The 25696-nt window shown below is 36.0% G+C and carries 24 protein-coding genes and 1 other annotated feature (1 of these 25 only partly in view); of the genes, 20 read left to right on the top strand and 4 right to left on the bottom strand.

The features are described 5' to 3' along the window. Positions 1–175: a binding site (T-box leader), on the top strand (it extends 30 nt beyond the left edge of the window). 41 nt (positions 176–216) lie between these two features. Continuing rightward, a complete protein-coding gene (proS, locus tag QE109_RS07640) occupies positions 217–1665 on the top strand; it encodes a proline--tRNA ligase (protein ID WP_281093847.1) in 1449 nt (482 codons plus the stop codon). Here the strand turns inward: proS and mnmA are convergent. From mnmA to pgsA, 3 genes are read right to left on the bottom strand one after another with little or no spacing between them, the layout of a single operon-like run. Then, positions 1662–2735: a tRNA 2-thiouridine(34) synthase MnmA gene (mnmA, locus tag QE109_RS07635; protein WP_281093846.1), complete on the bottom strand. Its 1074-nt coding sequence runs from the start codon at positions 2733–2735 to the stop codon at positions 1662–1664. The two genes, proS and mnmA, sit on opposite strands and share 4 nt — an antisense overlap. Beyond that, positions 2735–3613: a DegV family protein gene (locus QE109_RS07630; RefSeq protein WP_281093844.1), complete on the bottom strand. Its 879-nt coding sequence runs from the start codon at positions 3611–3613 to the stop codon at positions 2735–2737. The genes mnmA and QE109_RS07630 overlap by 1 nt, the downstream gene beginning before the upstream one ends. Before the next feature lie 34 nt (positions 3614–3647). Beyond that, positions 3648–4178 (bottom strand): CDP-diacylglycerol--glycerol-3-phosphate 3-phosphatidyltransferase, encoded by a 531-nt coding sequence (gene pgsA / locus QE109_RS07625; protein ID WP_281093843.1) that lies wholly within the window; start codon positions 4176–4178, stop codon positions 3648–3650. Between the two features lie 202 nt (positions 4179–4380). Here pgsA and QE109_RS07620 point away from each other — a divergent pair, with 202 nt between their 5' ends. From QE109_RS07620 to pdo, 6 genes are all read left to right on the top strand, one after another. Further along, positions 4381–5181 (top strand): transporter substrate-binding domain-containing protein, encoded by an 801-nt coding sequence (locus tag QE109_RS07620; protein WP_281093842.1) that lies wholly within the window; start codon positions 4381–4383, stop codon positions 5179–5181. A gap of 124 nt (positions 5182–5305) precedes the next feature. Continuing rightward, the gene (locus QE109_RS07615; RefSeq protein ID WP_281093841.1) at positions 5306–6061 is read left to right on the top strand and encodes an amino acid ABC transporter permease; all 756 of its coding nucleotides are present in this window, start codon (positions 5306–5308) and stop codon (positions 6059–6061) included. Beyond that, positions 6045–6779 carry an amino acid ABC transporter ATP-binding protein gene (locus QE109_RS07610; RefSeq protein WP_281093840.1) on the top strand — a complete coding sequence of 245 codons (735 nt, stop codon included), beginning with the start codon at positions 6045–6047 and terminating at the stop codon, positions 6777–6779. Before QE109_RS07615 ends, QE109_RS07610 begins: the two co-directional genes overlap by 17 nt. Before the next feature lie 69 nt (positions 6780–6848). Continuing rightward, on the top strand, positions 6849–7502 hold the full coding sequence (locus QE109_RS07605; protein ID WP_281093839.1) for a transposase: 654 nt from the start codon (positions 6849–6851) through the stop codon (positions 7500–7502). 71 nt (positions 7503–7573) lie between these two features. Next, positions 7574–8551 (top strand): FAD-dependent oxidoreductase, encoded by a 978-nt coding sequence (locus QE109_RS07600; protein ID WP_281093838.1) that lies wholly within the window; start codon positions 7574–7576, stop codon positions 8549–8551. Further along, positions 8548–9234 (top strand): protein disulfide oxidoreductase, encoded by a 687-nt coding sequence (gene pdo / locus QE109_RS07595; RefSeq protein WP_342637122.1) that lies wholly within the window; start codon positions 8548–8550, stop codon positions 9232–9234. The genes QE109_RS07600 and pdo overlap by 4 nt, the downstream gene beginning before the upstream one ends. A 78-nt stretch (positions 9235–9312) precedes the next feature. Here the strand turns inward: pdo and QE109_RS07590 are convergent, their stop codons facing one another. After that, on the bottom strand, positions 9313–9894 hold the full coding sequence (locus tag QE109_RS07590) for a hypothetical protein (protein WP_281093837.1): 582 nt from the start codon (positions 9892–9894) through the stop codon (positions 9313–9315). A 154-nt stretch (positions 9895–10048) separates the two neighbouring features. Between QE109_RS07590 and QE109_RS07585 the strand changes: the two genes are divergently transcribed. The 13 genes from QE109_RS07585 (at position 10049) to msrA (ending at position 25683) form a co-directional block, all read left to right on the top strand. Then, positions 10049–10945, top strand: a complete 897-nt coding sequence (locus tag QE109_RS07585) for a sensor domain-containing diguanylate cyclase (RefSeq protein ID WP_281093836.1) — start codon at positions 10049–10051, stop codon at positions 10943–10945. A 16-nt stretch (positions 10946–10961) separates the two neighbouring features. Continuing rightward, the gene (gene mutY / locus QE109_RS07580; protein ID WP_281093835.1) at positions 10962–12020 is read left to right on the top strand and encodes an A/G-specific adenine glycosylase; all 1059 of its coding nucleotides are present in this window, start codon (positions 10962–10964) and stop codon (positions 12018–12020) included. A 17-nt stretch (positions 12021–12037) separates the two neighbouring features. Beyond that, on the top strand, positions 12038–12829 hold the full coding sequence (locus tag QE109_RS07575; protein ID WP_281093834.1) for a GNAT family N-acetyltransferase: 792 nt from the start codon (positions 12038–12040) through the stop codon (positions 12827–12829). A gap of 1 nt (position 12830) precedes the next feature. Beyond that, complete coding sequence (locus QE109_RS07570) at positions 12831–13724, top strand: YegS/Rv2252/BmrU family lipid kinase (RefSeq protein WP_281093833.1); 894 nt, start codon at positions 12831–12833, stop codon at positions 13722–13724. 149 nt (positions 13725–13873) lie between these two features. Further along, the gene (gene gnd, locus QE109_RS07565; protein WP_281093832.1) at positions 13874–14773 is read left to right on the top strand and encodes a phosphogluconate dehydrogenase (NAD(+)-dependent, decarboxylating); all 900 of its coding nucleotides are present in this window, start codon (positions 13874–13876) and stop codon (positions 14771–14773) included. Positions 14774–14784: 11 nt separating this feature from the next. Further along, positions 14785–16140, top strand: a complete 1356-nt coding sequence (gene zwf, locus QE109_RS07560; RefSeq protein ID WP_281093831.1) for a glucose-6-phosphate dehydrogenase — start codon at positions 14785–14787, stop codon at positions 16138–16140. Beyond that, a complete protein-coding gene (locus tag QE109_RS07555) occupies positions 16137–16772 on the top strand; it encodes a cyclase family protein (RefSeq protein WP_281093830.1) in 636 nt (211 codons plus the stop codon). Before zwf ends, QE109_RS07555 begins: the two co-directional genes overlap by 4 nt. A gap of 141 nt (positions 16773–16913) precedes the next feature. Next, complete coding sequence (locus QE109_RS07550; protein WP_281093829.1) at positions 16914–18341, top strand: cyanophycinase; 1428 nt, start codon at positions 16914–16916, stop codon at positions 18339–18341. Between the two features lie 21 nt (positions 18342–18362). Beyond that, positions 18363–19919, top strand: a complete 1557-nt coding sequence (locus QE109_RS07545; protein WP_281093828.1) for a methyl-accepting chemotaxis protein — start codon at positions 18363–18365, stop codon at positions 19917–19919. A gap of 64 nt (positions 19920–19983) precedes the next feature. After that, positions 19984–21159, top strand: coding sequence for a beta-aspartyl-peptidase (gene iadA / locus QE109_RS07540; protein WP_281093827.1), 1176 nt, complete (start codon positions 19984–19986; stop codon positions 21157–21159). A gap of 78 nt (positions 21160–21237) precedes the next feature. After that, complete coding sequence (locus QE109_RS07535) at positions 21238–23292, top strand: sigma-54 interaction domain-containing protein (RefSeq protein ID WP_281093826.1); 2055 nt, start codon at positions 21238–21240, stop codon at positions 23290–23292. A 194-nt stretch (positions 23293–23486) separates the two neighbouring features. Beyond that, entirely contained in the window at positions 23487–25127 is a 1641-nt protein-coding gene (gene yfcC / locus QE109_RS07530; RefSeq protein ID WP_281093825.1) for a putative basic amino acid antiporter YfcC, read from the top strand. Positions 25128–25209: 82 nt separating this feature from the next. Then, positions 25210–25683 (top strand): peptide-methionine (S)-S-oxide reductase MsrA, encoded by a 474-nt coding sequence (gene msrA / locus QE109_RS07525; RefSeq protein ID WP_281093824.1) that lies wholly within the window; start codon positions 25210–25212, stop codon positions 25681–25683. Positions 25684–25696: the final 13 nt, after the last annotated feature.

The raw sequence follows: 25696 nt of genomic DNA, 5'->3' as shown, positions 1-25696 counted from the left end.
TACATATCTACAGAGAATGGAACTCACCGGTTGAAAGGTTCCTAGATGATGGAAAGTTGAACCTACCTTGGAGCTTGTATAAACATACACGGTTAGGACCGTTATATCCTGTCAAAAGTGAGTAAAGCATCGAGCTTTGCTAATTAGAGTGGTACCGCGAGTCTTCGTCTCTAGAAAGAGAGGAAGGCTTTTATTTTTTTTGTAAGGGAGGACGTTATGCGTAAACAAAGTGAAAAAGAGTTTGTAAAAGACATCACAAAGATGGAAGATGACTTTGCCAAGTGGTACACAGATGTGATTAAAAAGACCGATTTGGTAGATTATTCTCCAGTTAAAGGTTTTATGGTTATTAAACCTTATGGATATGCAATCTGGGAAGGTATTCAAACATTTTTAGATCGTAGATTTAAAGAGACTGGCCATCAAAATGTATATTTTCCACTTTTGATTCCAGAAAGTCTTTTAAATAAAGAAAAGGAACACGTTGAAGGCTTTGCACCTGAAGTTGCTTGGGTCACACATGGTGGCGAGGAGGAACTTTCAGAAAGACTCTGTATACGCCCTACATCTGAAACAATTGTTTGTTCTATGTATTCGAAATGGTTGACATCTTATAGAGAACTTCCTTATCTAAATAATCAGTGGTGTTCTGTTGTAAGATGGGAAAAAGCGACTCGTCCTTTTTTAAGAACTTCAGAGTTCTTGTGGCAAGAAGGGCATACTTTACATGAAACGGCTGCTCAGGCACAAGAAGAAACTTTGAAAATGCTCAATATTTATATAGAAATGTCAGAAAATTTGTTAGCGATTCCTATGGTTGCAGGTAGAAAATCAGAACGCGAAAAATTTGCAGGTGCAAAGGCGACATATACGATAGAGGCGTTAATGCACGATGGCAAAGCGCTTCAGTCAGGCACCTCACATAATTTAGCTCAGCACTTTACCACAGCCTTTGATATCACTTTTCAAGGACGAACGGGTGAACTGGAATATCCACATCAAACTTCTTGGGGAGTATCAACTAGACTCATAGGTGGGGTGATTATGGTTCATAGTGACAATAGAGGGCTTGTATTACCACCAAGACTAGCACCAACTCAAGTTGTAATTGTTCCTATAGCACAGAAAAAAGAAGGTGTTCTTGAGCATGTTAGCGTGCTTTACGAGGAATTAAAAGCTGCGGGCGTACGTGTAAAACTAGATGATTCTACTGAGTATTCTCCAGGATGGAAATTCAATGAATATGAGATGAAAGGCGTTCCGATTCGTCTCGAGGTGGGACCAAGAGATATTGAAAATGGCGTGATGATGGCAGCGAGAAGAGATACTCTTGAAAAAGTAGTACTTGAAAGAGAAGGGGCTACTGAAAATGTCAAAAGGTTATTGAATATAATCCATGATGACATGCTAGAGAAAGCTAGAAAGAATAGAGATGATCAAACATTTGTAATTGATTCATATGAATCCTTTAAGATTAAGATGATAGAATCACCTGGATTTGCAAAAACCATGTGGTGTGGCGATGAAGCCTGTGAAGCAAGTGTAAAAGAAGAGACAGGGGTTACAATCCGATGTATTCCTTTTGAACAAGAAAACCTTGGTGACACTTGTCCCTTCTGTGGAAAACAAGCAAAGCATATGGTGTATATGGCGAAGGCATATTAAGAGATAATGCCTCCACCAACAAGCACTTCGTCTTTATAGCAGACAAGTGCTTGTCCCCTTGCAGGTGCCCTTACAGGTGTTTTAAAACGGATTATAGCATGATGACCCTCTTGCTGAAGCTGTAGCATACCGTCGTATTTAGCAGACCACTGACTGACAATCACTTCAACCGGTAGAACATTTTGTGGCATTAAGAGCCACTCTTTTAAACGCGGTGAAATAATATTAAAATCGGTACAATTGATGTGATCATATAGGAGCTCTTTTTCTTCACCAAGTGTAACCTCATTTGTATCGGGGTTTAGCTTTGTCACCACATATCTTCCGTTCAAATATTGGCCGTCATATCCCATACCAAGTCGTCTTTTTTGACCTATAGTAAAGTTTGCTGTACCACAATGCTCACCTAATCGATTACCCAAAGTATCTATAAAATAGCCGGACTTCATGGCGGTGCTGTTGATCTCTGATAGAAATTTACGATGGTTTTTATGGTCAATAAAACAGATACCTAAGCTATCTTTTTTTTGTGAGAGTTGTATATTTAGCTTTGAAAAATGCGCCCTAACTTGTTCCTTACATTCGATTGTTCCAAGTGGAAAGATCAATTTTCGAAGCGTTGCTTGATTAAGATGATACAAGTTATAAGATTGATCTTTCTTAGAATTTTCTGCACGTAGAAGTTTAAACTCATGGCTGTTAGCATCAGTTATACACTTTACATAATGGCCAGTAGCAAAAAAATCTGCACCAAGTGAGGTGCAGTCATCAATCAATTTGCCATATTTGAAGTGCTTATTACATAATATACAGGGGTTTGGCGTCACTCCCTGTTCATAAAGCTTGATAAAATTTTTAATGATTTTGTTTTTAAAGTCATCTCTGTAATCGAGTATATAATGCTTGATTCCAAGTGATGATGCAACGGTTTTTGCGGCTTCAAGTTCTTCCTTTTGATGGTCAAACAGCCACATTGTTACACCAAAGACTTGGTATCCTTGTTCTTTTAAAAGTAGTGCGGTAGTGCCACTGTCGATGCCACCGCTAAGTCCAACGGCAACTTTTTTCATCAATTTTCCCTTTCATCTCCAATAAATGCAACGGCAATCATGTTGGGGCCAACGTGAGAAGCAATAGTCATGGAAAGTTCGCTGACAAGTATATCAGCTTTAGGATCAAATGATCTAATTGCATCCGCTAATAAAACAGCATCATCTTCACAGTTACCATGTCCAACTATAATTGTTGAGAAGTTTGTCTTACAATAATGTTGATCAAATTTCGATGCCAATTGAGCAATAGATTTTTTTCTGCCACGAACATTGCCAAAAGGCTTGAGTCTGCCATCGTTTCCGACACCTAAAGTAGGTTTGACGTTTAACATGCTACCAACTAGTGCAGAGACATGTGAGATTCGGCCACCATTTTTCAGATAGTTAAGATCATCAACACCAAACCAATGATGCGTTTTTAGTTTAATGTCATCTGCCCACTTTGCAATCTCTTTTGCAGTTTTTCCTGCTTTGGCAAGTTTTAGTGCTTCAACGATGAGAATTCCTTGACCGATTGATGCAGAAAGTGTATCAACTAGTTCAATTACAGCACCGTTATTTTCCTCTTGAATCAATTGTTTTGCGATGTTAGCAGAATTGAATGTACCACTCATACCAGAGGTAAACCCTAGATAGACAACCTCTTTGTTTTCGTTTAAGGCTTCAGTAAAGGCTTTCTCAAAACGATAAGTATTGATTTGTGAGGTAGTAGGCATAATACCTTGACGTAATAATGAGTAAAATTCTGAGCGTTTAAACGTCTTTCCAAGGTCATCGATAATTTCACGGCCTTGAATCTGAATGGGCATCCCTAGCACCACCAATAAATCTTGATTTGCCTCGACAAACTCAAGGGGTAGATCGCAGCATGAGTCTGTAATAATTTTTATGTTCATGTGTTGCCTCCGATGTGATGGTCTACAGTTGAAATTATGTCCCTTTTCTCTTTGAGTACATAAAATTAACGTAGGAAGAAAATGCAATCAGCTTAAATCCAACAGCCAACATCACTAAATATTGTAACCATTTAGTATGAGGTGAGAGCAATAATAGGGCTATTGCTAAGCTGAAGACTACAGTAGCAAGTTTTCCAAAGATATTTGCGGGTATAATCATCTTTGCTTTACGCATATACAGATAAATACCAGCACAAATCATGAAAACTTCTTTAATCAGCATAATTATTAACACCCAAAGTGGAATTACGTGATTGATGAAAAGTGAAATAAGTGCCGTCAAAAGCATAAATTTGTCGGCAAGTGGATCGAACACGGTTCCAAATGGTGTAATATACTGAAATTTTCGTGCAATGTAGCCATCCAAGAAGTCGGTAAAACCAGCGAATATAAATATAATAAGTGCTAGGATTTGTGCGTTTTCAAAATTTGAAAAATACACGATAGGAAATACTGGTACTAACGCTAGTCGAATGGCTGTTAATATGTTGGGTATGTTTTTCAACCGTTTACACTCCTTTCGTAAAAGGGCTAAAATTAAACGTATACATATAAATTATAAACTATTTCCTTTGAAAAGTGTTAAAAAAGTTATGGTACCTGTTTTGATTTACAAAAAAATGGTATAAACTATAGACAGATGAATTAAATCTTACTCAATAATAAAACGTAAGAATTAAGACAAAGCAAAATTCACAGGAGGCTATATGAAAAAATTATTGCTATTAATGATTGTCGCTATATTAGTTTTGGCAGGTTGCCAAAGTACAACGCAAGAAGATTCAACAGCTAAAGAACCTTTAAAGGTAGGTATGGAATTGAAATATCCACCTTTTGAAACTAAGGATGAAAATGGCAAACCAGCAGGTGCATCTGTAATGTTAGCAGAGGCATTGGGTGTTTATTTGGACAGAGAGATTGAAATTGTTGAAACAGATTATTCAAGTTTAATTCCAGCACTTGAACAAGGAAACATTGATCTGATTATTTCATCAATGACGATTACACCAGCAAGAGAAGAAGTCGTTGATTTTTCAAATCCGTATACCAATAGTCAACTTATGATGTTAGTTTATAAGGATTCAAAAGTTATGTCACCAGCTGATCTCAACGATCCTGATGTAATTATTGCATCAAAAACTGGAACTATTGGAGCGCTTTGGGCTGCAGAGTATGCGCCAAAAGCTCAAATCAAAAACATTGATGAAGAAGCTTCAGCAGTGCTAGAAGTTGCTCAGGGCAATGCAGATGTGTTTATCTATGATCCGCTTTCGATTATTAGACACCATGATAATTATCCTGATACGACAAGAGCAGTTCTTGAACCGCTACCAAACACAAAAGGTTGGGGGATTGCTTTGAGAAAAGGTGAAGATGAACTTAAGGGTCAACTTAATGACTTTATTGAAAAGGCAAAAACTGATGGCACATATGAGAAAATCAGAGAAAAATATTTACAAGATAAGATTAAAGAGTTTGATGACAATGGTTTAGAATTCTTCTTCTAAAAAGAGATGTAAAAGGCTGTCTCAGAATAACTGCGGCAGCCATTTTTAAGTTGCAAATTGATCATAACAAAATCTGTGGATTCGCGGTCTAAGATTTGTGTTGTGATTAGAATAAGGGGAAAATATGAAAAAAATCACAAGTTTCTTAGTTGCACTTAGCCTTTATGGTTTATTATTTTATGTTGTTTATACCAATGCACTTGAAAAAGACCTAGATTTTACTGTTTATAACGAATATTACAAAGTTATATTTAACGGTTGGGTAACAACCATTATGATTAGTGCAGTTTCATTAGTTTTAGCGCTTATTGTGGGATTGATTTTATATCTCATGAATGAATCCAAGTTTAAAGTACTCAATTATTTGTCTGAAATTCATAAGACCATTATTTTTGGGACGCCACTTATTGTTATAGCAATGATTGCATATTTTTACATTGGACATGCATTTCATGTAAAGTCAAAGTTTTGGGTTGGTGTTTTAACACTTGCATTTTATATAGGTGCTTATATCGCAGATATATATAAAGGTGCAATAGAATCAATCCATACAAACCAGTGGCAGACTGCGCGCATGTTTGGTTTTACTAAATATCAAACGTACCGCTATGTTGTTTTTCCGCAAGTAATCACTTCAATTTTACCTCCACTTGCAGGGCAGTTTGCCATGACCATAAAAAGCAGTGCATTGCTTGCTTATATGGGGACAAGCGAATTTCTTAATTCAATGCAGATTGTTCAATCGGTCAGCTTTAGATATCCAGAAGGGTTCTTGATCATTGCCGTGGGATACTTGATTTTGACAATCCCGCTTATATTACTTGTAAGATTCTTAGAAAAAAAACTTAATTATAAGGTGAGCCATGAATTTGAAAATTGATAAACTAACAAAAAAATATTCAGGAAAAGTAGTACTAGATAATATTTCATTAGATCTCAAAGAGGTTCAAGTACTTGCTTTAATTGGTGCTTCTGGCAGTGGTAAGTCAACACTACTAAGGCTTTTATCAGGACTTGAGAGTTTTGACTCAGGTAAAATCATAGTCAATGGACATGATGTAGATTCGAAGTCTGATGAAGCATATCGGAAAAAGATTGGTTTTGTGTTTCAAGATCACAATTTATTTCCTCACTTGTCAGTGCTTGAAAATATCATGCTAGTACTAGAAAAAGTCCATGGTATGAAAAGAGAAGAAGCACTACCAGATGTGTTAAGAGTGCTTGAACAATTTGGTTTGAATGAACACTCTGATAAAAAACCACATCAAATCAGTGGTGGACAAGGTCAAAGGGCGTCAATTGTGAGAGCGCTTTCTATCCATCCAGAGTTAGTTCTGCTGGATGAGCCAACATCATCACTGGATCCTATCTTAACACATGAAGTGCTCAACGCAGTTAAGCTCCTTGCAGAGGATCAAAAGGATTTTGTTATCGTCACTCATGAGATTGGTTTTGCAAAAGAAGTTGCAGATTATATAGTCTTTATGGATGAGGGTGGTATAGTTGAACATGGCACAAAAGAGATGTTAAGTAATCCCCAATCAGATAAATTGAAAGCATTTTTAAATAAAGTACTGACATTTGTAAATGAATTGTAAACTCTTGGGGACGGTACTTGAATTTCATGCGATACTTTGCTATACTCACTTTAAAGGTAAGGTGAGTTTATGGCGAGGATAGCACGAAAAGCTGCACCTGAAGGTGTTTACTATATTAGTCAAATGGGGAACCAACATAGAGACTTGTTTGTAACTGATATGGATCGTACTAAACTTCTAGAACTTATAAAAGAGAGCAAACGCAAATATGGTTTTAAGTTGTATGCTTATTGTCTTGAGGATGCCAATGCGTATCATCTTGTGATTCATGCAAATGGTAGTGATTTATCAAAGATTATGAAATCACTTAATATTGCTTATGCGATGTATATAAAAAGTGATAAACCACTTTTTAAAGATCGCTACAAAAGTGAACCCATTTTGTCGAAATGTGAATTTGATAGAATATGCTCAGATGTGATTTGTAATAAGGTTATAGGGTCATGCTTTAACAGTGAATCTGAAATATGTGATCATGATGATCCATTTAAGACCGAATGTAAAACGTGTATCAAGTCCTCTGAAGAAGCGATGATTAAACTTAAGGAAATAGCAGCGATTGACCAAATATCACTTGAGAGTTTGCTAAAAGACAAAGAAAGACGAAACGAACTTATTGTTTTGTTTAGGAAAACATCACTACTGTCTTTAAAAGATTTAGGTGAGTTGTTTGGTGGTTTATCTGAATCTTCAGTGTGCAAAATTTTAAAAACAAGCTTGTAGATAATACAAGCTTATCATTAAATACAAAATTCAAGAATCGTCCCTATGGATGAAGAAGAAGGAGAGACATAATGGAACTTAACTTAAATATGGACTTAGGAAGTAAAAGTAAGAAAACGCCATTTGACAAGAACCTGAAATTTGATTTGCTAGTAATTGGCTCGGGGCCTGCAGGTCTAAACGCGGCACTTTATGGCAAAAGAAAAGGATTAAAAGTTGGTGTTATTGGTAAAAAAAGTGGTGGCCAAGTAATTGATACTACTTCTGTTGAGAATTATTTAGGGTTTGAGTTTAAAACAGGTGAAGACTTAGTCAAAGAGTTTAAAAACCATGTTGCAAGTTTAAATGTTCCAATCTTAGGAGATGCTGAGGTCGAGGGTGTGCTCAAGACCAAAGAAGGTTTTGATGTGAAATTGACTTCAGGCGAAATTATAAAATCAATCGCTGTAATTATAGCAACTGGAAGTAAGCCAAGACAACTCGGTGTAAAAGGTGAATCAGAGTTTTTGGGTAAAGGCGTCGCATACTGTGCCATATGTGATGGACCTTTGTTTGAAGGTTTAGATGTAATAGTAGCAGGTGGTGGCAACTCAGCCGTTGAAGCTGCCATAGATTTGGCGAAAATTGCCAATACTGTAACGCTTGTTCACAGAAGTCAGTTTAGAGCTGATCAGATTGTGATTGATAAACTCAATACACTCGAGAATGTAAAAGTAATGCTACAAACTGAAATTCTAGAAGTAAAAGGTCAAGCGCTAATGAGTGGCATTGTTGTAAAAGATAAGGAAACTGGTAATGAAAGTGAACTTATAGCGAATGGCTTATTTGTGGAAATTGGTTATCTCCCTAATAGTACATTTCTTAAAGGAAGTGTCGAGTTTAACTCAAGAGATGAAATAAAAGTGAATGCAGCTTGTGAAACTTCAGTAGAAGGTTTGTTTGCAGCAGGTGATGTGACAGATATTCCATATAAACAGATTATCATATCAGCGGGAGAAGGCGCAAAAGCTGCCCTGACTGCAAATGATTATATTAATCGTATGAAATAATAAGTTTAAATAAAATAAAAAATATAAGGAGAATGAATATGAGCTTGTTAAATGAACAAATTCAAGGACAATTAAAAGAGATTTTTGCAGATATGAAAAAGGAGATTACCCTAGCGGTTTTTACTAAGAAAGAGGGCTGTGAAACTTGTGCAGATACAATTGCTTTTATGCAAGAGATTGAAGCACTTAGCGATAAAATCCATCTTGAAGAGATTGATTTTGATACAAATGCTGAAAGAGCAGCTGCATACAATGTGCAAATGGTACCAAGTATCGTTATGCTCAATGATCAAAAAGAGTATCTAGGGGTTAAATTTAATGGGATTCCTGCTGGTCACGAGATCAATTCATTTATCCCAGCCATCGTTGAAGTTTCAGGTGCTGGAGAATCACTTCCAGAAAATTTTATGGAAAAAATTAATGCGCTCGAAAAACCAGTTAACATTAAAGTCTTTGTTACTCTAAGTTGCCCACACTGTGCGGGTGCAGTACAAAAAGCACATAAACTTGCGCTTGAGAGTCCTATGATTGATGCCGAAATGGTGGAAGCACAAACATTTTTCGAACTTTCGGATAAGTTTAATGTATCAAGTGTGCCTAAAATTGTCATCAATGATCAGTATGAGTTTGTTGGCAATCAGCCACTTGAGGTATTCCTAGAGGAAATTGCAAAAACACAATAATAAATGAATAAGAGAACAATAGTTAAAATAAAAAGATGTCTAGGAGGATTGACCATTCCATGACATCTTTTTTTTCTTTTAAAGTGAGTTGTTGATATTGATCAGTGAACTGGGAGGAGCCTTTCTTTCCATATCGACGATTAGACCTTCGTAAATCAGTATCTTATTTTTAAGTTCAAATAGATCGATGGTTTGTACCAACTCGGGTTGTTTACCAACGTCTAGAATATGATGTTTTTTAAGTAAAATATAAACAAACTGAGAGCAAAAATAATGGTTTTTTCTATGGATTGGACGGTTAAACAAAACACCAAAAAGACCTATAAAATTATATCGATACCGATCTCTTGTACTGTGAAAGTATTCGATATCTTTTTTTAGTCCTTCATATTGTTCTAAAGTAACAGGCACTTTGAAGATTTGACATTCGCTTGAAGGATTGTTTTTATAAACACCTTCGTATAGGCTTTCTTTTACGAACCCGCCAGAAAATGGATTCTTAGGATTAATACGACCGAAAGAATACATCTCATTGAAAGTTTCGTCAAATCCAATGGAGGTGTGAACGTATTTTGATGGTTGAAAGTACTTTAAAGCACGAGATAACCATGTCCCAGTTTTTGAGAAAACGAGATAGATACAATAACTTTGTTCGGGCATATTATACATCCTTTATGATATAGTAAATCTATTATAATATAAAAAGTGATTGAGATGTTATTTTTTTTTAAAATGTTGCTAAACTCCTAGATTCATGTCAATTAGCATATAGATTGGGTATATAATTAAACTAGTAGTGTTGAGGGAGGCTGTCATGAAAAATATTGATTATCGGCTGATATTAGATGCGCTTTATGAAGGTGTCTATATTGTAGACAAAGACCGAAAAATAATTTATTGGAATCAAGGTGCAAAACGAATCACTGGTTATTCTTCTGAAGAAACCATAGGTAAGTATTGCCATGACAACATTTTAAACCATATAGATGTCTATGGTAGGCAGCTGTGTTTAGATGGTTGCCCACTTAGAGAAACTTTGGTTGATGGTATTGCTAGAGACATGGACTCATATTTACAACATAAGCGTGGGCATAGAATACCTGTAAGATTAAAGGCGATGCCTTTATATGAAGATGGTGTCATTACTGGGACTATTGAAGTTTTTACTGAGAACGTTGAGTCATTTTCGCCCCATAAGAGAAGTGATATGACTCCATCAAAATCACTGAAGGATGCGTTAACTGGATTGCCAAATAAGCTCTATTTTGAACATTTTCTTAATGCAAAGATGAATGATTATAGAATTTTAGATATTCCTTTTGGTGTGTCAATTGTTGATATTGATAATTTTGAAGGGATCAACAATACTTTTGGAAAGCAGCTAAGTGATGATTTGTTGGTTTTACTTGCAGATAGTTTCAGACATTCTATAAGGATGGCAGACATGATTGGCAGGTGGCAAAATGATGAATTTGTGTTTATTTTCTCGGGTGTCACAAATGATAGTTTAAATATGGTGTGTGAAAAAATCAGAGTTTTGTCAGAAGGTAGTTGTTTGAGAACTTCTGGATTTTCAGATATTGACATCACAGTGTCCATAGGTGCATCAGTGGTTCGTAAAGATGATACTGTTGAGAAAATTCTAGCGCGAGTTTCTGAACGCCTTAAAAAGGCGAAACGTAAAGGCGGAAATTCGTGTATAACTAAATAGTTCAAAAGGAGTTTTAATGTCAAAAGAGTTACTAAGTTGGTATGATAATAATAAAAGAAGTTTGCCATGGAGAAGAGATAAAGACCCGTACAAGATCTGGATTTCTGAAATTATGTTACAGCAGACTCAAGTTACAACTGTGATTGATTACTTTAATCGCTTTATTAGTAGATATCCTACAGTTGAAGCTTTAGCTAATGGCACTGAAGAAGATGTCTTTAAGCTATGGGAAGGACTGGGTTATTACTCTAGAGCTAAAAATCTAATTAGATGTGCATATCAAATCGTTAACGAACACAAAGGCGTGTTTCCAAAAGATGTTGAAGCGTTAAAGCAACTTCCAGGAATTGGGCCTTACACAGCGGGAGCTATTGCAAGTATTGCATTTGATCTGCCGGAACCTGCTGTTGATGGAAATGTACTTAGAGTCATTTCAAGATTGAATTGCTTATCAGAACCTATAAATGAAAATAAGCATCAGATGCTTTATAAACAAAAGACGATTGAACTAATGTCTGAAAGGCCCAGTGATTTTACCCAAGCCATGATGGAACTTGGAGCTATGATTTGTACACCCAAATCACCAAGATGCTCAAACTGTCCTTTAAGTGAGCGTTGCTGTAGTTTTAAACAACAGACACAGTTAAATTATCCTGTGAAAATAAAAAAAATTAAGCAAAGAGAAGAACGTGTCGGTTTAGCAATTGTAGTTTCGGGTCAAGATGTTATGTTGATTAAGCATGAAACAACGGGCCTTTTAGCGAACTTATGGGGGTTTCCTAGAACTACTTTAGATGATTTGTCAAAGCTTCCCTTTGAAAAACAAGTCCAAAACCACTTGGAACAAGAGTTGGATTTTAAACCTGAGTTTAGTCACTGCATGGTGGGTAAACCCCATGTGTTTACACATATTAAGTGGCAAACAATCTTGTGTTTTTTCCATACTGATGTTAAGATTTCAAGTGAAATACCTAAGGTAGAATGGGTAAATCTCAGTGATATTGATTTGAAAGCATTGCCAACAGCACTAAAGAAACAACTCAATATAATCTCTAAAGAAATCGAAGAAATATAAAGTCGATCGAGGTGAACATGGATTTTGTTAAAGTTGCGGCAGAAAGTTTGTATGAGCTAGCTGCGTTAGATTATGCAAAAAACTATTTCATATGCTATACCCTTAACAATCAACAAGCATATGAATGCGCTTATAGGTTTGGAGGTAGCGATGATCCTATAATTGGTGTTTTTTTAAGAAAAACTGGAATTGTGCAAATTGCGGTCAAACCGGGCTATACACCTGATAAATGTAAAGTGGAATTAGAAAAATTATTGTCTTCTATTGCATGGAAGCAGATCAATGCTTCTGGTGAAGTTGCCAAAGTAATAAAATCAATGTCATTTCAGAAGATTATTTATAAGGGGGCAATCATATCTAAGTGCCTACCGGATCATTTCAAAGTAGAGAATAAACAAAATAAATTGATTTTCAAGATGCTAACAGTAGATGATTTACCTGAAGTAGTTGAACTGTATAAAACTGTATTCAAAGGCTTCGCTACATACCAATATATGAAAGAAAAATTGGAGTCTGGTCGTGGACGAGCCCTAGGTGGTTATTATAAAGGTATGCTAGTAACGGTTGCTCAAACAGACTATGAAACCTGTAATTCTGCACTAATTGTTGGGGTGGCAACTCTTTCGGAGTTTCAGAAAAAGGGTTACGGTAGAACATGTTTAGAAATCCTTTGTAAGCCCTTGATAAAACAAGAAAAATCATTGTATTTGCAATATGATGCACCACATGCAGGTAAGTTATATAGCGATTTAGGATTTCAAATCATTGACAATATACTACTGATAAAAAGAAAATTAAATGAGGTATAATATGAATGTACTATTAATGTATAATCCAAGATCGGGAACAAGAAGTTTCCAGGCACAATTAGATTATGTGGTAGATCGGTTTCAAACTGAAGGTATGCAAATTATACCTTATAGAATGAATGATATGAACCGACTAGAAACCTATTTAAAAAATATAGATGTTTCTACGTTTAAAAAGATCATCATATCTGGAGGCGATGGAACTGTACATCAAGTCGTTAATTGCATGATGCGCCTTGGTATCGACTTACCAATAGCTATTTTTCCAACTGGAACAGCCAACGATTTTTCGCAGTATTTTGAAATTCCCAAAGATATAGAGGGAATGACTGAAGTTGCATTAAAAGATCAGTATGTAGATTGTGATTTGGGTAAAGTAAATGATCAGTATTTTATCAACGTTGCAAGCTTTGGTAATTTGGTCGACATAAGCCAACGCGTTAATGAGCAAGCAAAAAACGTAATTGGCGTGTTGGCTTATTATATCAAGGGGATTGAAGAAATTCCTAAACTTAGAGCCTTTAAAGCTAGGATAGGAGTAGATGACGTAGTAATTGAAGCGCAGATCTATTTTGTACTGATTATGAATGGTAAATCAGCAGGAGGATTTAGAAAATTAGCACCTTATTCAGATATATCTGATGGCTTATTAGATGTCCTGGTCTTTAAGAAATGTCCAGTACTAGAACTCATGCCACTTTTGATTCAAGTATGGAATGGTGAACATCCTAAAAGTGACTATATTCAATATACACAAGCAAAAAAGATCACTGTTGAATGTAGCGATGCGATTACTTCGGATTTAGATGGAGAAACGGGACCTGCTTTGCCATTAGAAATTGAAGTGGTAAAGTCGTGTATAAAGGTTAATTCAGCTAAAATCAAGAAATCTTAATCATTTATTTCGCATTTAGAAAATTTATTTCTAAATGCGTTTTTTTATCCATTTAAATGGGTAAAATAACAAACTAAGAGTATCGTTAAACATATGAGGCGAATGATCAGTATTCGTTTCTAATAAAATACATGATAAGGAGAGTTGGTATGAAAATAGGTTTAGTAGGATTGGGACGTATGGGTTATGCGTTAGCACTTAATATGAAAGATTGTGGCGTTGAAGTTATAGCTACAAATAGGTCGTTAGACAAAGTGGATGAAATTGCAAAAGAAGGTATAAAAGGCGCATATTCTTTAAAAGAAATGGTAGATGCATTTGGCGATGAAAGGAGAGTCATCTGGTTAATGGTACCATCGGGTGAACCAGTAGATGCGATGATAGAGGAACTTATTCCATTACTTAACTTTAACGATATCATTATCGATGGTGGAAATTCATATTATAAAGATACAGTTGCGCGTTATCAAAGGTTAAAAGCGATTGGTCTTCAGTTTTTAGATGTAGGTACAAGTGGTGGTATAAGTGGAGCTAGAAATGGCGCTTGTTTAATGGCAGGCGGTGAAGAAGAACCTGTTAAATATATTGAACCCGTACTTGAAAAAATTTCTATAGAAAACGGTTATGGTTATTTTGGAGCACCTGGAAGTGGGCATTATGTGAAGATGATTCACAATGGGATTGAATACGGTATGATGCAAGCGATTGGTGAAGGTTTTGATATACTTAAAGCTTCTGAGTTTGACATTGATTTTGAACTCACTTCAAAAGTCTGGAGCAACGGTTCTATCATTGAAGGTCTTTTGATGCGGTTAATGCATGAAGCCTTTAAGCAAGATGCTGACCTCAGTCAGATTGTTGGAAAAGTAGATGCATCTGGCGAAGCGGATTGGACTTTACTTGAAGCTGTTAGATTAAAAGTATCTGCTCCAGTGATTACACAGTCTCTATTTACAAGGTACAAATCCAAGGATGATGAACGTTTTAGTGAAAAAGCTGTTGCGGCACTTAGAAATCAATTTGGAGGACACAAGGTTTATAAAGCATAAGGGGAGAGTCTATGTTATTTACGATATTTGGTGCTACAGGCGACCTAACCACAAAAAAACTTATACCTGCGCTTTATCGTCTGTATGAGGAAGAACAACTACCTGATCCTTTTACAATAGTCTGTATTGGAAGACGCCACTATGAGACCGCATCTTTTGTTGCCGAGATCAGAGAAAAAATAGAAGGTGAATATCCACATTGGGAAGCGTTCCAAGGGCGGATTCACTATTTAACCATGGATTTTTCAGTTGAGGCAAACTTTGAAATTTTCAAACTATATGTTGCATCACTTAACCTATCACAGGGCGGTCAGAAGATATATTATTTGGCTACTGCGCCACATTATTTCCCGATTATTGCACGCGCATTGATTGTTAATCAAATGATTGTACGCGGTGATATGCGCTCAAAGATTGTATTTGAGAAACCGTTTGGTGAGGACTTAGATACAGCTAAAGCGTACAACCGCTTGCTACTTGAATCAATTGAAGAATCTCAAGTGTATAGGATAGACCATTACTTGGGTAAAGAAATGCTCCAAAATGTTTTGACGGTTCGTTTTGCCAATAAAATTTTTGAGAGTATTTGGAATCATGAAAATATTGAAAATATAAAAATTGTTGCGTTAGAATCTGAATCGGTGAAGCAGCGTGGGGGGTATTATGATCGCTCTGGGGCTTTAAAGGATATGGTTCAAAATCATCTCTTTCAAACGTTAGCACTCGTTGCCATGGACTCGCCTATGGGACTTAGCGATACACTCATCAAAAATCAAAAGGTTGAAGTGCTAGAGAATTTACAAATTAGTGATGACATAGTTTTTGGTCAATATGCGGGTTATCTTCAGGAAAAAGGAATCCCAGTGGATTCAAAAACAGAGACATTTGTAGCGATTAAGGCATATGTGAATACCCAAAGATGGCGTAATACGCCGTTTTATCTGATGACGGGTAAAAAGATGTCGCATAAATTAGCTGAAATTATAGTAACCTTCAAAGATGCAAGTTGCTTCTTTGAAAAGGGACAACCAGAAAAAAACACCTTGACGATTGAGATTTTTCCAAGGGAAGGTATTGTACTAAAGTTCAATGGTAAAGCACCTGGCTTACAAGCCTATACCATGCCTATGCGGTTAGATTATTGCCATATGTGCAACGTGGTAGGTAACTCTGCCGAGGCGTATGAAAAACTCATATTGGATGTTATTCATGATGATTCATCACTATTCACAAGATGGGATGAAATTGAAAGTTCATGGAGAATTATAGATAGTATTAATCGGATGAAACGTTTTGAACCCTTGCATGTATACCAGTCAGAATCTGAAATAATGCAAGTGGTCGACGAAAAATGGAGGAATGCATGAAAAATTGGACAGATGTAACCATGACCATATATCCAGAAATGATGGTTTATAAGAATAAGGACGAAAAAAAACCAAAATTAACAGTAAGAGCGACGCATGAAGTAAATGGCCACTATGAATCGAGTATTTACATGGATCTCCATACAGGTACGCATATTGATATGCCCCTACATATGTTGCCAGATGGTCATTCATCAGATGAATTTGATCTTGAGTCAGTAAATGGTACTTGTATCGTGGTAGACTTTAGCTTAGAGGAATCACATGAAGTTGGAGCGGATTTTTTGAAGAAATATGAGATTCAAAAGGGTGACATCGTAATCATCAAGACAAAAAATTCTTATGATCATATGTTTAATCCAGAATACGACTACCTTGATGCTTCGGGTGCAACTTATCTAGAAAATTGTAGCGTAAAAGCAGTAGGGATTGATGCCCTTGGTATTGAACGTAGTGTTCCTAATCATCCTACCCATAGTATTTTGCTTGGAAATGGGATATATATTATCGAGGGACTTGCGCTAAAAGATATTAAAGAAGGTAGATATGATTTTATCTGTATTCCTTTAAAAATTGCTGGTGTTGAAGGACTGCCATCAAGGGCATTCATGAGGGCGATTGAGGTGAAATAAGATTAATTAGGTTGTTTTAGGTTTTTTTAAAGAGACTTTGTTTATTCAAAGTCTCTTTTTTTATGTCTCGTTGACGTAAATCTTTATGGCATAACTTTTGCAATATACTTATATATCAAATATTTAGTGGTGGAGGTATTCATGAGAAAGCTAGCAATAATGGTATTACTATTGTCGTTAATCGTTTCAACATCGCTTGTTGGAACTATAACATGGGGAGAGGATGTTCAAGAAACAGGATCACTAGTTATAGTAGGAGGAGCTTTAAGAGCCGACAATGACGCTGTCTATGAAGCATTTATAGAACGTGCAGGTGGTGATCAGGATGCTAAAATTGGCATAGTCCCTGCTGCAAGTGGCAGTCCGGCAAAATATGCAAATCTCTTTGTAGAAGATATGGTGACAAGAGGACTTGATGAGTCTCAAGTTGTGATTTTACCATTGGCAGTAAAAGATGATTCAAAAACGCAGGACGTTGATGAATCATTATGGTCTGACAATGGAAACAGCGCCGAAGTGGTTCAAATGGTAGAAAATTTAACTGGAATATGGTTTGTTGGCGGTGACCAACTAAGAATCACTGAGATCTTGATTAATTCTGATGGCTCTAATACGCCTGTTCTTGATGAAATCTGGAAAGTTTATAATAAGGGTGGTGTGATTGGCGGTTCAAGTGCAGGTGCTGCTATCATGAGTGAATTGATGATCGCAGGAGGCGACAGTTTAAATGCACTTAGAAATGGTTATACTGAAGATTTCGATACTGCATCAATGGACTATCAAAACGAAGGTGGTTTAGTAGTTACTGAGGGGTTGGGATTCTTTTCGCATGGTATTGTTGACCAACATTTTGATAGAAAAGCAAGATTAGGGCGTTTGGTCGTTACTGCATATGATAACAAAGAAATTTGGTCACATGCATATGGCGTTGAAGAGAATACGGCTCTAATCTATGATGGTCGATTAAATAAGATTAGCGTTGCAGGTACAGGTGGCGTTGTTATACTTGATATGACCTATGCTAAGAAAGATTCTGGCTATACTGGCATCAAAGTTTCTTACCTTGAGGGTAATGATCAATATGACCTTGCAATGAATAAGGCTGAGATGGATGCAGACAAATATACGACTATTGGATATGAGTACATGTATACACAAGAAACACTATGGGGTGGACCGATGAGTCCGAGTCAAAGATTTAGAGATTTTATTGCATTTGAACTTGTGGATAATGAAGCTAAATCAAAAGTTAGTACTTACCTACTTGATGAAGCGTTATCAGGATATGAGTTTTCATTTTCAAAAGCTGAGGATACCGAAGGATATTGGGGGCAATCAGGTGCTGCAGATCTATATTCTTTTGAAAATGTCGCGCTAGAAATACAACCAATTGATTTAATGGTTAAGATGGATGTTCAAAAGTCAGATAAATCTTATAAAGTTGTGGCAGGTGATGTTTTGTGGAAGATTGCTGAGAAATTCAACATCACAAGTGAGGCTCTAATTGAACTCAACCAGATTCAAAATCCAAATGTGATAAAAGTTGGACAAATATTGATGTTGCCATAATAAATGAGTGTGAGGTAAGTGATGGTAAGTGAAGGTGAGAAGAAGTCTGAAAGATTGCTGAAATTCATTACTGAATTTTCAGTCAAAATTGATCAGGTTAATTTAGATTTAAATGATATTCAATCCAATATTCACACGCTACAAGAAACTTCAACTTGCCAAGTTTCGAATGTTCAGGCGATGCTTTCGACTTTTGAAAGCATCGCGATTTCTTCTGAATCGTTTGAAAGAGATATGGAAGGTATGAAGCATGAACTTGTAGACTCTAAAGAATTATTGACTTTAAATGTAGATAAGATGGTGGAAGAAGCAAAGGCGCTTAAGTATATGAATCAAAACCTAGGGACAACAAAAAAGAATGTAGATCAGCTTAGTGAAATCTCTCATGAAGCTCAGTCTATGACAAATAGAATCAAAAAGATCAACTCTCAGACCAATCTATTAGCACTTAATGCGAGTATTGAAGCAGCAAGAGCGGGAAATCATGGACGTGGTTTCTCTGTTGTCGCAGATGAAATTAGAAAGTTGTCTCTTGAAACTGAAGGTGTTACTAAAGGTTTGACAAAATTTATGTCCGATATGATTGGTCAATCGGAAGCGATTACTCAAGAATTAACTAAAATCGTATTGGAAATTGATGAAATTTCTAAAAACATGCTTTCAGGTATAACAGCTTTTCAAAGTGTTGGAGATGCTTTTAACCATACAGAGAAAGTAAGTGACTCTATAAAAGCGGCAAGTAACACGATATCAAATGAAATAAAAAATGTGTCACAACACAGTGATGCATTTCAAGGTTTATCAATTGCAATGAATGAAACAATCAAAGAAATATATGGTTATATCAATGATGAAGTACGTGAGATAGAAAGTTTGGCTCGGGGAATTGTAGATATAGAAGGTGTGGGCTTTGAACTTGCAGTATCCGAATCAAAGCTGTCAAACGTGATAAAAGTTGCTACTTCACCTTATGAGCCTTATATTATATATGAAAACGATCAATTTAGTGGCAAAGATATCGAACTCATCAGACAAGCATTTAAAAATACAGCTTATAATATAGAGTTTCAGTTGGTTCCATGGGATACTTCTATCAATATGATACGGGATAAAATATCCAATATTTTGCCGACAATTAGTTATAGAACTGATAGGTTAAATTACCTTGATTATAGTGAACCTTATCGTACGCAAAGTATATATTGCTTTTATGCAATAACGGATTCTAAGGTCAATGTAAGCAGTTATAAAGACTTGCTGAACTATAAAATAGGTCTAGTTAAGGGATATAGTTATTTTGAACAATTACGAGAAGATCGGAAAATTGAAAAAGCATATTTCAGTAGAGATGAAGTGTTGCTCAAACAATTGCTAAAGGGCCATGTAGATGTCATCGTTATGAACAAAGATGTCGGTGATTATTTGACTGAAAAAATTGACAAAGAGAATAAATTGGTAAAAATGAAATTTGAAGTTATAGAATATAAAGATGCAGATACACGCCTTGGTTTTTCTAAAGATGAGCTGGGAATGCATTTGAAGGAAACTTTTAACAATTATTTAAGGCAACTAAAGTAATTAGAAGAATAGATTAATTATGAATAAAAAGATATAATTAAAGCGTAATTCACTGGAGGGTACAATGATTAAATTAATTAAGAATGCACATATTTATAGTCCGGAAGATTTAGGTGTTATGGATGTACTAGTTGCAGATGGTAAAATCGCAAAAATCGCTAGTAATATAGAACTGAAAATTGATGCAGATTTCGTTGAAACGATTGATGCCAAAGGTAAGATCATGGTTCCAGGATTAATTGATTGTCACGTTCATTTGCTTGGTGGTGGCGGTGAAGGTGGTTTTAAAACAAGAACACCTGAAATTGTATTAAGTGACCTTGTAATGGGTGGAATTACAACAGTTGTAGGTTGTTTAGGTACTGACGGCGTAACTCGGAACATGGAATCGTTAGTTGCTAAGGCATATGGTTTACGTGAGGAAGGGATATCAGCTTATGTATATACTGGTTCTTATAGAATTCCACTTGTAACTGTAACGGGGTCTATACAAAAGGATATCATGATGATTGAGCCAATAGTGGGTATTGGTGAAATCGCTATTTCTGATCATAGAAGTTCATCTCCAACTGTGAATGATTTCGCAAAAGTAGCTTCTGATGCTAGGGTAGGTGGGATTCTTTCTGGTAAATCAGGTCTTGTTAATATTCACCTAGGTGATGGAAAAGAAATGTTAAATTATCTCTTTCAAATGAAAGATAACTCTGAGATACCACTGACACAATTTTTACCAACACATGCCAATAGAAATTCGGACTTGTATCAAGAAGCAATCAGATATGCACGAGAAGGTGGCTATATAGATTTTACGACGTCTACGGTACCTCAGTTCATTGAAGAAGGGGAAGTCCCAGCGGCACTTGCATTTGTAACTGCAATTGAGAAAGGTGTTTCAGACACACATATGACATTTTCTTCTGATGGACAGGGATCGCTTCCACTATTTGATCAAAATGGCGAATTAAAAGGATTAGATGTAGGTAGAGTTACATCTATGTTTGCAACATTAAGAACTTTAATGCTTGAACATCATATGGCTTTAGAGGTTGCGTTAAAACCTTTTACAATTAATCCTGCACAGTTATTAAAGTTAAATCAAAAAGGAAGACTTAAGGAAAATATGGATGCCGATATTTTATTAATTTCTAAGGAGCGATTTGAAATTACTGATGTAATCGCTAGAGGCAAATGGCTATATAAAGAAAATAAATTAATTGTGAAGGGAACATTTGAAAAATAAAACACCTTAATTGAACACATTTGACCTTTGAGGCTGTATAATATGAGTAGATTATACAGCCTTTTTGTTGGAGGAAATATGGATAAAATTGGTTTGGTAACAGGCTCGAAAGATACCGCAATTGTACTTGAAAATCAGTTGAAAGTTTTCTTAACAGATAAAGTAAAGATTAATCTATACATCAGTGACGATGGGATTGAGAGTTTTAGCGGGGAGACTTTACTTGTGTTTTCGAGTCAGGCTTTACACGATGAAGTTTTAAGTAAAATCAATATCCCACCAGTGATGAAGATTATAGGCAATAGGACTGTAAATTATGATGTTTTAGATGCCTTGGTATCTCTACCTTCTGAAGTGCCAATTTTGCTTGTAAATGACTTAGAAGAAAGTGCCAAAGAGGTATATGCTGCACTTCTAGAAATTGGACTAGACCATCTTAATCTAACGCTTTATTATCCGGGATGCCAATTAAATGTAGCTGATTTTGAAATCGCTATTACACCTGGTGAAGTGAGATATGTCCCTCGTCATATTCAAAGGATATATGATATTGGTTCGAGGATATTTGACTTTAGAACGATTGCTAAAATTCTTTCGCAGCTCAATCTTTTAGAATATTCTTCGGGTTCTTTTTCGAAGATGTATCTTGAGAAAATTATAAAAATTGCTAGAGGACTTGCAGTATCACGCGCTGAAGTTGTGAAACTCAATGAGAATATGGAACAAGTAATCCATAGTTTTAATACAGGATTACTAATGTATGATAACGATTACCGCATTATAGTATGCAATGAAGTATTGAAAAAATTACTTAAAATCAACAAGTATAAAATTGAAGGCAATACACTTCAACAAATTGTTCACAATAAAAAATTATTAAGTTTTATGCAATTGGAACAACAGGATTCTCACTTGGAGCTCACACTCGATGGCAGTGAATTTAGTGTTGATAAGTTTAAAATCACAAATAATGAGATAACATGTGTTTCGATTAAGACACTTCAGAACCATAAAATGATAAGAGAAAATGTCTATAAAAAGGGACATATTGCTAAATATAATTTGGACGATATCATAGGGCAATCAGATGCAATTACACGTTTAAAAGCGATCATCACAAAACTTGCTAAAACAGATATGAACGTATTGATTCAAGGTGAGAGTGGAACTGGAAAAGAGCTTACAGCAAGTGCAATTCACAATATGTCTTCTCGCTCGGATGCCCCTTTTTTAGCGGTAAATTTCAGTGCGCTTTCAGATGATCTAATTGAAAGTGAACTTTTTGGATATGTGGAGGGCGCCTTTACAGGGGCTAAAAAAAGTGGAAAGACAGGCCTGTTTGAAGAAGCCAATGGGGGTACGATTTTTTTAGATGAAATAGGTGACATATCACTAAAAGTTCAGTCAAGACTTTTGCGTGTGCTTGAAGAACGTGAGATTATGCCTATAGGAAGTAATGAGATTAAACCCATAGATGTCAGAATCGTTGCCGCTACAAATAAAGATTTAAAGCAACTAATTGAAGAAAAGCAATTCAGAGAAGATTTATATTATCGTTTAAAGATGGGTTTTATTCAGCTTCAGCCACTTAGAAACAGAAAAGAAGACATACCTGCGTTAATTGATCATATGGCACAGTCTCAGGCTTCTTCAAAAGTAACTTTCAGTGAATCGCTAATGGAAATTCTCATGCGATATGATTGGTCTGGCAATGTAAGAGAACTTAAGAATACTTTGACATATATGCTAGCTGTAAGAGAAAAGGATAGTTTAAGTGTAGTAGATTTGCCTGACGATAAATTTTTTGACAAATCACTTGATCTAAGCTCAGATGATGCCATGACTTTCGAAACCTATTATGATACACATCCGGACCAAGATCAGGATTTATTTATCAATGAAGAACAAGCATATTTTTTAAGAGCTATTGTAACGATGATAAAACTAGATCAATCAGTTTCAAGGGTTTCGCTTGCAAAAAATAGTGAAAATAGCAACTTTGTAAGAACTGAGAATCAAGTAAGGCGGATACTGACGCAACTAGGAGAGCTTAACATGATTACCTTGAATAAAGGGAGAAGAGGAATTATGCCTACTGCAAATGCATATCGATGGATAGAAAATAAGAAGTAAGTAACTTGCTGTATAAGGGTGATAAAGGTGAAATAGGTTGTAATGTATCGAGATTGTTTTAACCTTATTCAGCCTTTTTTTTTATTTTTATAAAATTTGTTCAAAATTTAGTGAAAACTAGATAAAAATAGAGTGTTTCTTTTGGCACAGTATTTGCGATATGTTTATATGATTAAAACTAAAAGGGGGACAATATGTCAAATAAGCAATGGCGCATGCCGGATACGTATGTAATTATTTTCTTTATTATTTTACTAGCAGCAATCGCAACTTACATCATACCTACTGGTTACTTTAATGTGAGTTATGTAGTGTTAGATGATAACGATGCTACAATCGCTATAGTTGAAGACAATGTGGTTGAAGAAGTCGATGTAAATGGTACGTTATACACCATTGATACAACTGATGGGTCGCGAACATATGTATTTAGTGGGGAAGAAGAAATTGGAAGTATAAAAAAATCTAAAGCTGCAGCTTTAGAACTCGAAGGTGCTAAAGTCGTTCAAGAATATGAAGGCTTCCAAAGCACTGGCGAAACAAAAGCGATAAAGATCTTTGAAAAATGGGGAGATGTAGGTTTCCTAAACTATATGTTTGAGGGATTAGTAACAGGAGATAAATGGGGTTCTGCCGTAGGGGTTGTGGCATTTATCCTTGTTGTTGGAGGTGCTTTTGGTATTATTCTCCGAACAGGTGCTGTTGATGCAGGAATCATCAATATCATTACGAAATATAGAAATGCAGATTTAATTCTGATTCCAGCACTTTTTATAGCTTTCTCAGCTGGCGGTGCAGTGTTTGGGATGGGAGAAGAGGCAATTCCTTTTGCGATGATTGTCGTTCCTCTGATGATATCTTTAGGATATGATGCAATCGTAGGGATATTGATTACCTATGGCGCAACTCAAATTGGATTTGCGACCTCTTGGATGAACCCATTTTCTGTTGCAATTGCACAGGGAATAGCAGGTATTCAAGTAGGATCAGGTTCATTGCTCAGAATTATTATGTGGACGATATTTACTGCAGTGGGCATCGCAGTAACAATGTTTTATGGAAGAAGAATTAAGAAAGATCCAAGATTATCAGTTGCTTATGAGTCGGATGCGGCTTATAGAGAGGAATTCTCTAACAAAACGATTGAAGGTAACAAACTCACGATTGGTCACTCTTTAGTATTACTCACAATTGTACTAGGAATTATCTGGACAATTTGGGGCGTACAAACACATGGTTACTATATCCCTGAGATTGCAACTGTATTCTTTACAATGGGTCTAGTGGCAGGTATCATCGGTGTGATTTTCAAGCTGAATAATATGACGGTAAATAACATTGCAGAGTCATTTAAAGAGGGTGCTAAAGATCTAGTTGGAGCGGCTTTAGTAGTGGGTATGGCACAAGGAATTATCCTTGTACTTGGTCATAACTCAGCAAATTCTCCATCTGTACTCAACACAATTCTAAATGCGATGTCTAATAGCCTAGATGGTGTTCCTGCTATCTTTACAGGTTGGTTGATGTACGTGATGCAATCTGTATTTAACTTCTTTGTTGTCTCAGGTTCTGGTCAAGCGGCACTTACTATGCCTTTAATGGCACCACTTGCTGATTTGTTAGGCGTTTCAAAACAAGTTGCTGTTTTAGCATTTCAATTGGGAGATGGTTTTACAAATTTGATCGTACCTACATCTGGATGTTTAATGGGCGTTCTTGGTGTTGCAAGGTTAGACTGGAACAAATGGTTTAAGTTTCAGTGGAAATTCCAAGCTTTATTGTTTGGACTGGGATCAGTATTTGTGATCATAGCAGTTGCAATAGGATGGTCATAATCAACGCTTGAATTAGATAATCAATCATCGTATACTTTAAGAACAGGCAGTTATATATAAAGTTTGTCGATGAGGTGATAATATGAAAAAAATAGTACTTGGTGGCGGATGCTTCTGGGGAATGGAAGCTTATTTCAAAAGATTTGATGGCGTTATTAAAACAGAAGTTGGTTATGCTAATGGACATACAGTTGATCCAACATATCAAGAAGTTTGCAGCAACACAACTGGTCATGCTGAAGTTCTTTGGCTTGAATATGACCCCGAAGTGATTTCACTTGATGTGCTATTAGAGCACCTCTGGAAAGTGATTGATCCAACGTCTTTAAACCGACAAGGTGGAGATATTGGGTCGCAGTATAGAACGGGTGTATATTATTTTGACGCGTCCGATGTGGCGGTTATAAATGCATCAAAAGCCAAAGAACAGGAGAAACATGAAAAGCCAATCGTTACTGAGATTGAGCCACTTAAGTGTTATTTTGCTGCTGAAGAATATCATCAAGATTATCTTAAAAAAAATCCAAATGGCTATTGTCATATTAAATTGGATTAAAACGTTTTAAAAA

It is taken from the genome of Fusibacter bizertensis, assembly GCF_029914245.1.
Taxonomy (GTDB): Bacteria; Bacillota; Clostridia; order Peptostreptococcales; family Acidaminobacteraceae; genus Fusibacter_C; species Fusibacter_C bizertensis.
Note: the sequence above shows the minus strand (reverse complement) of the source record. Positions and strands in the feature narration are given on the sequence as shown.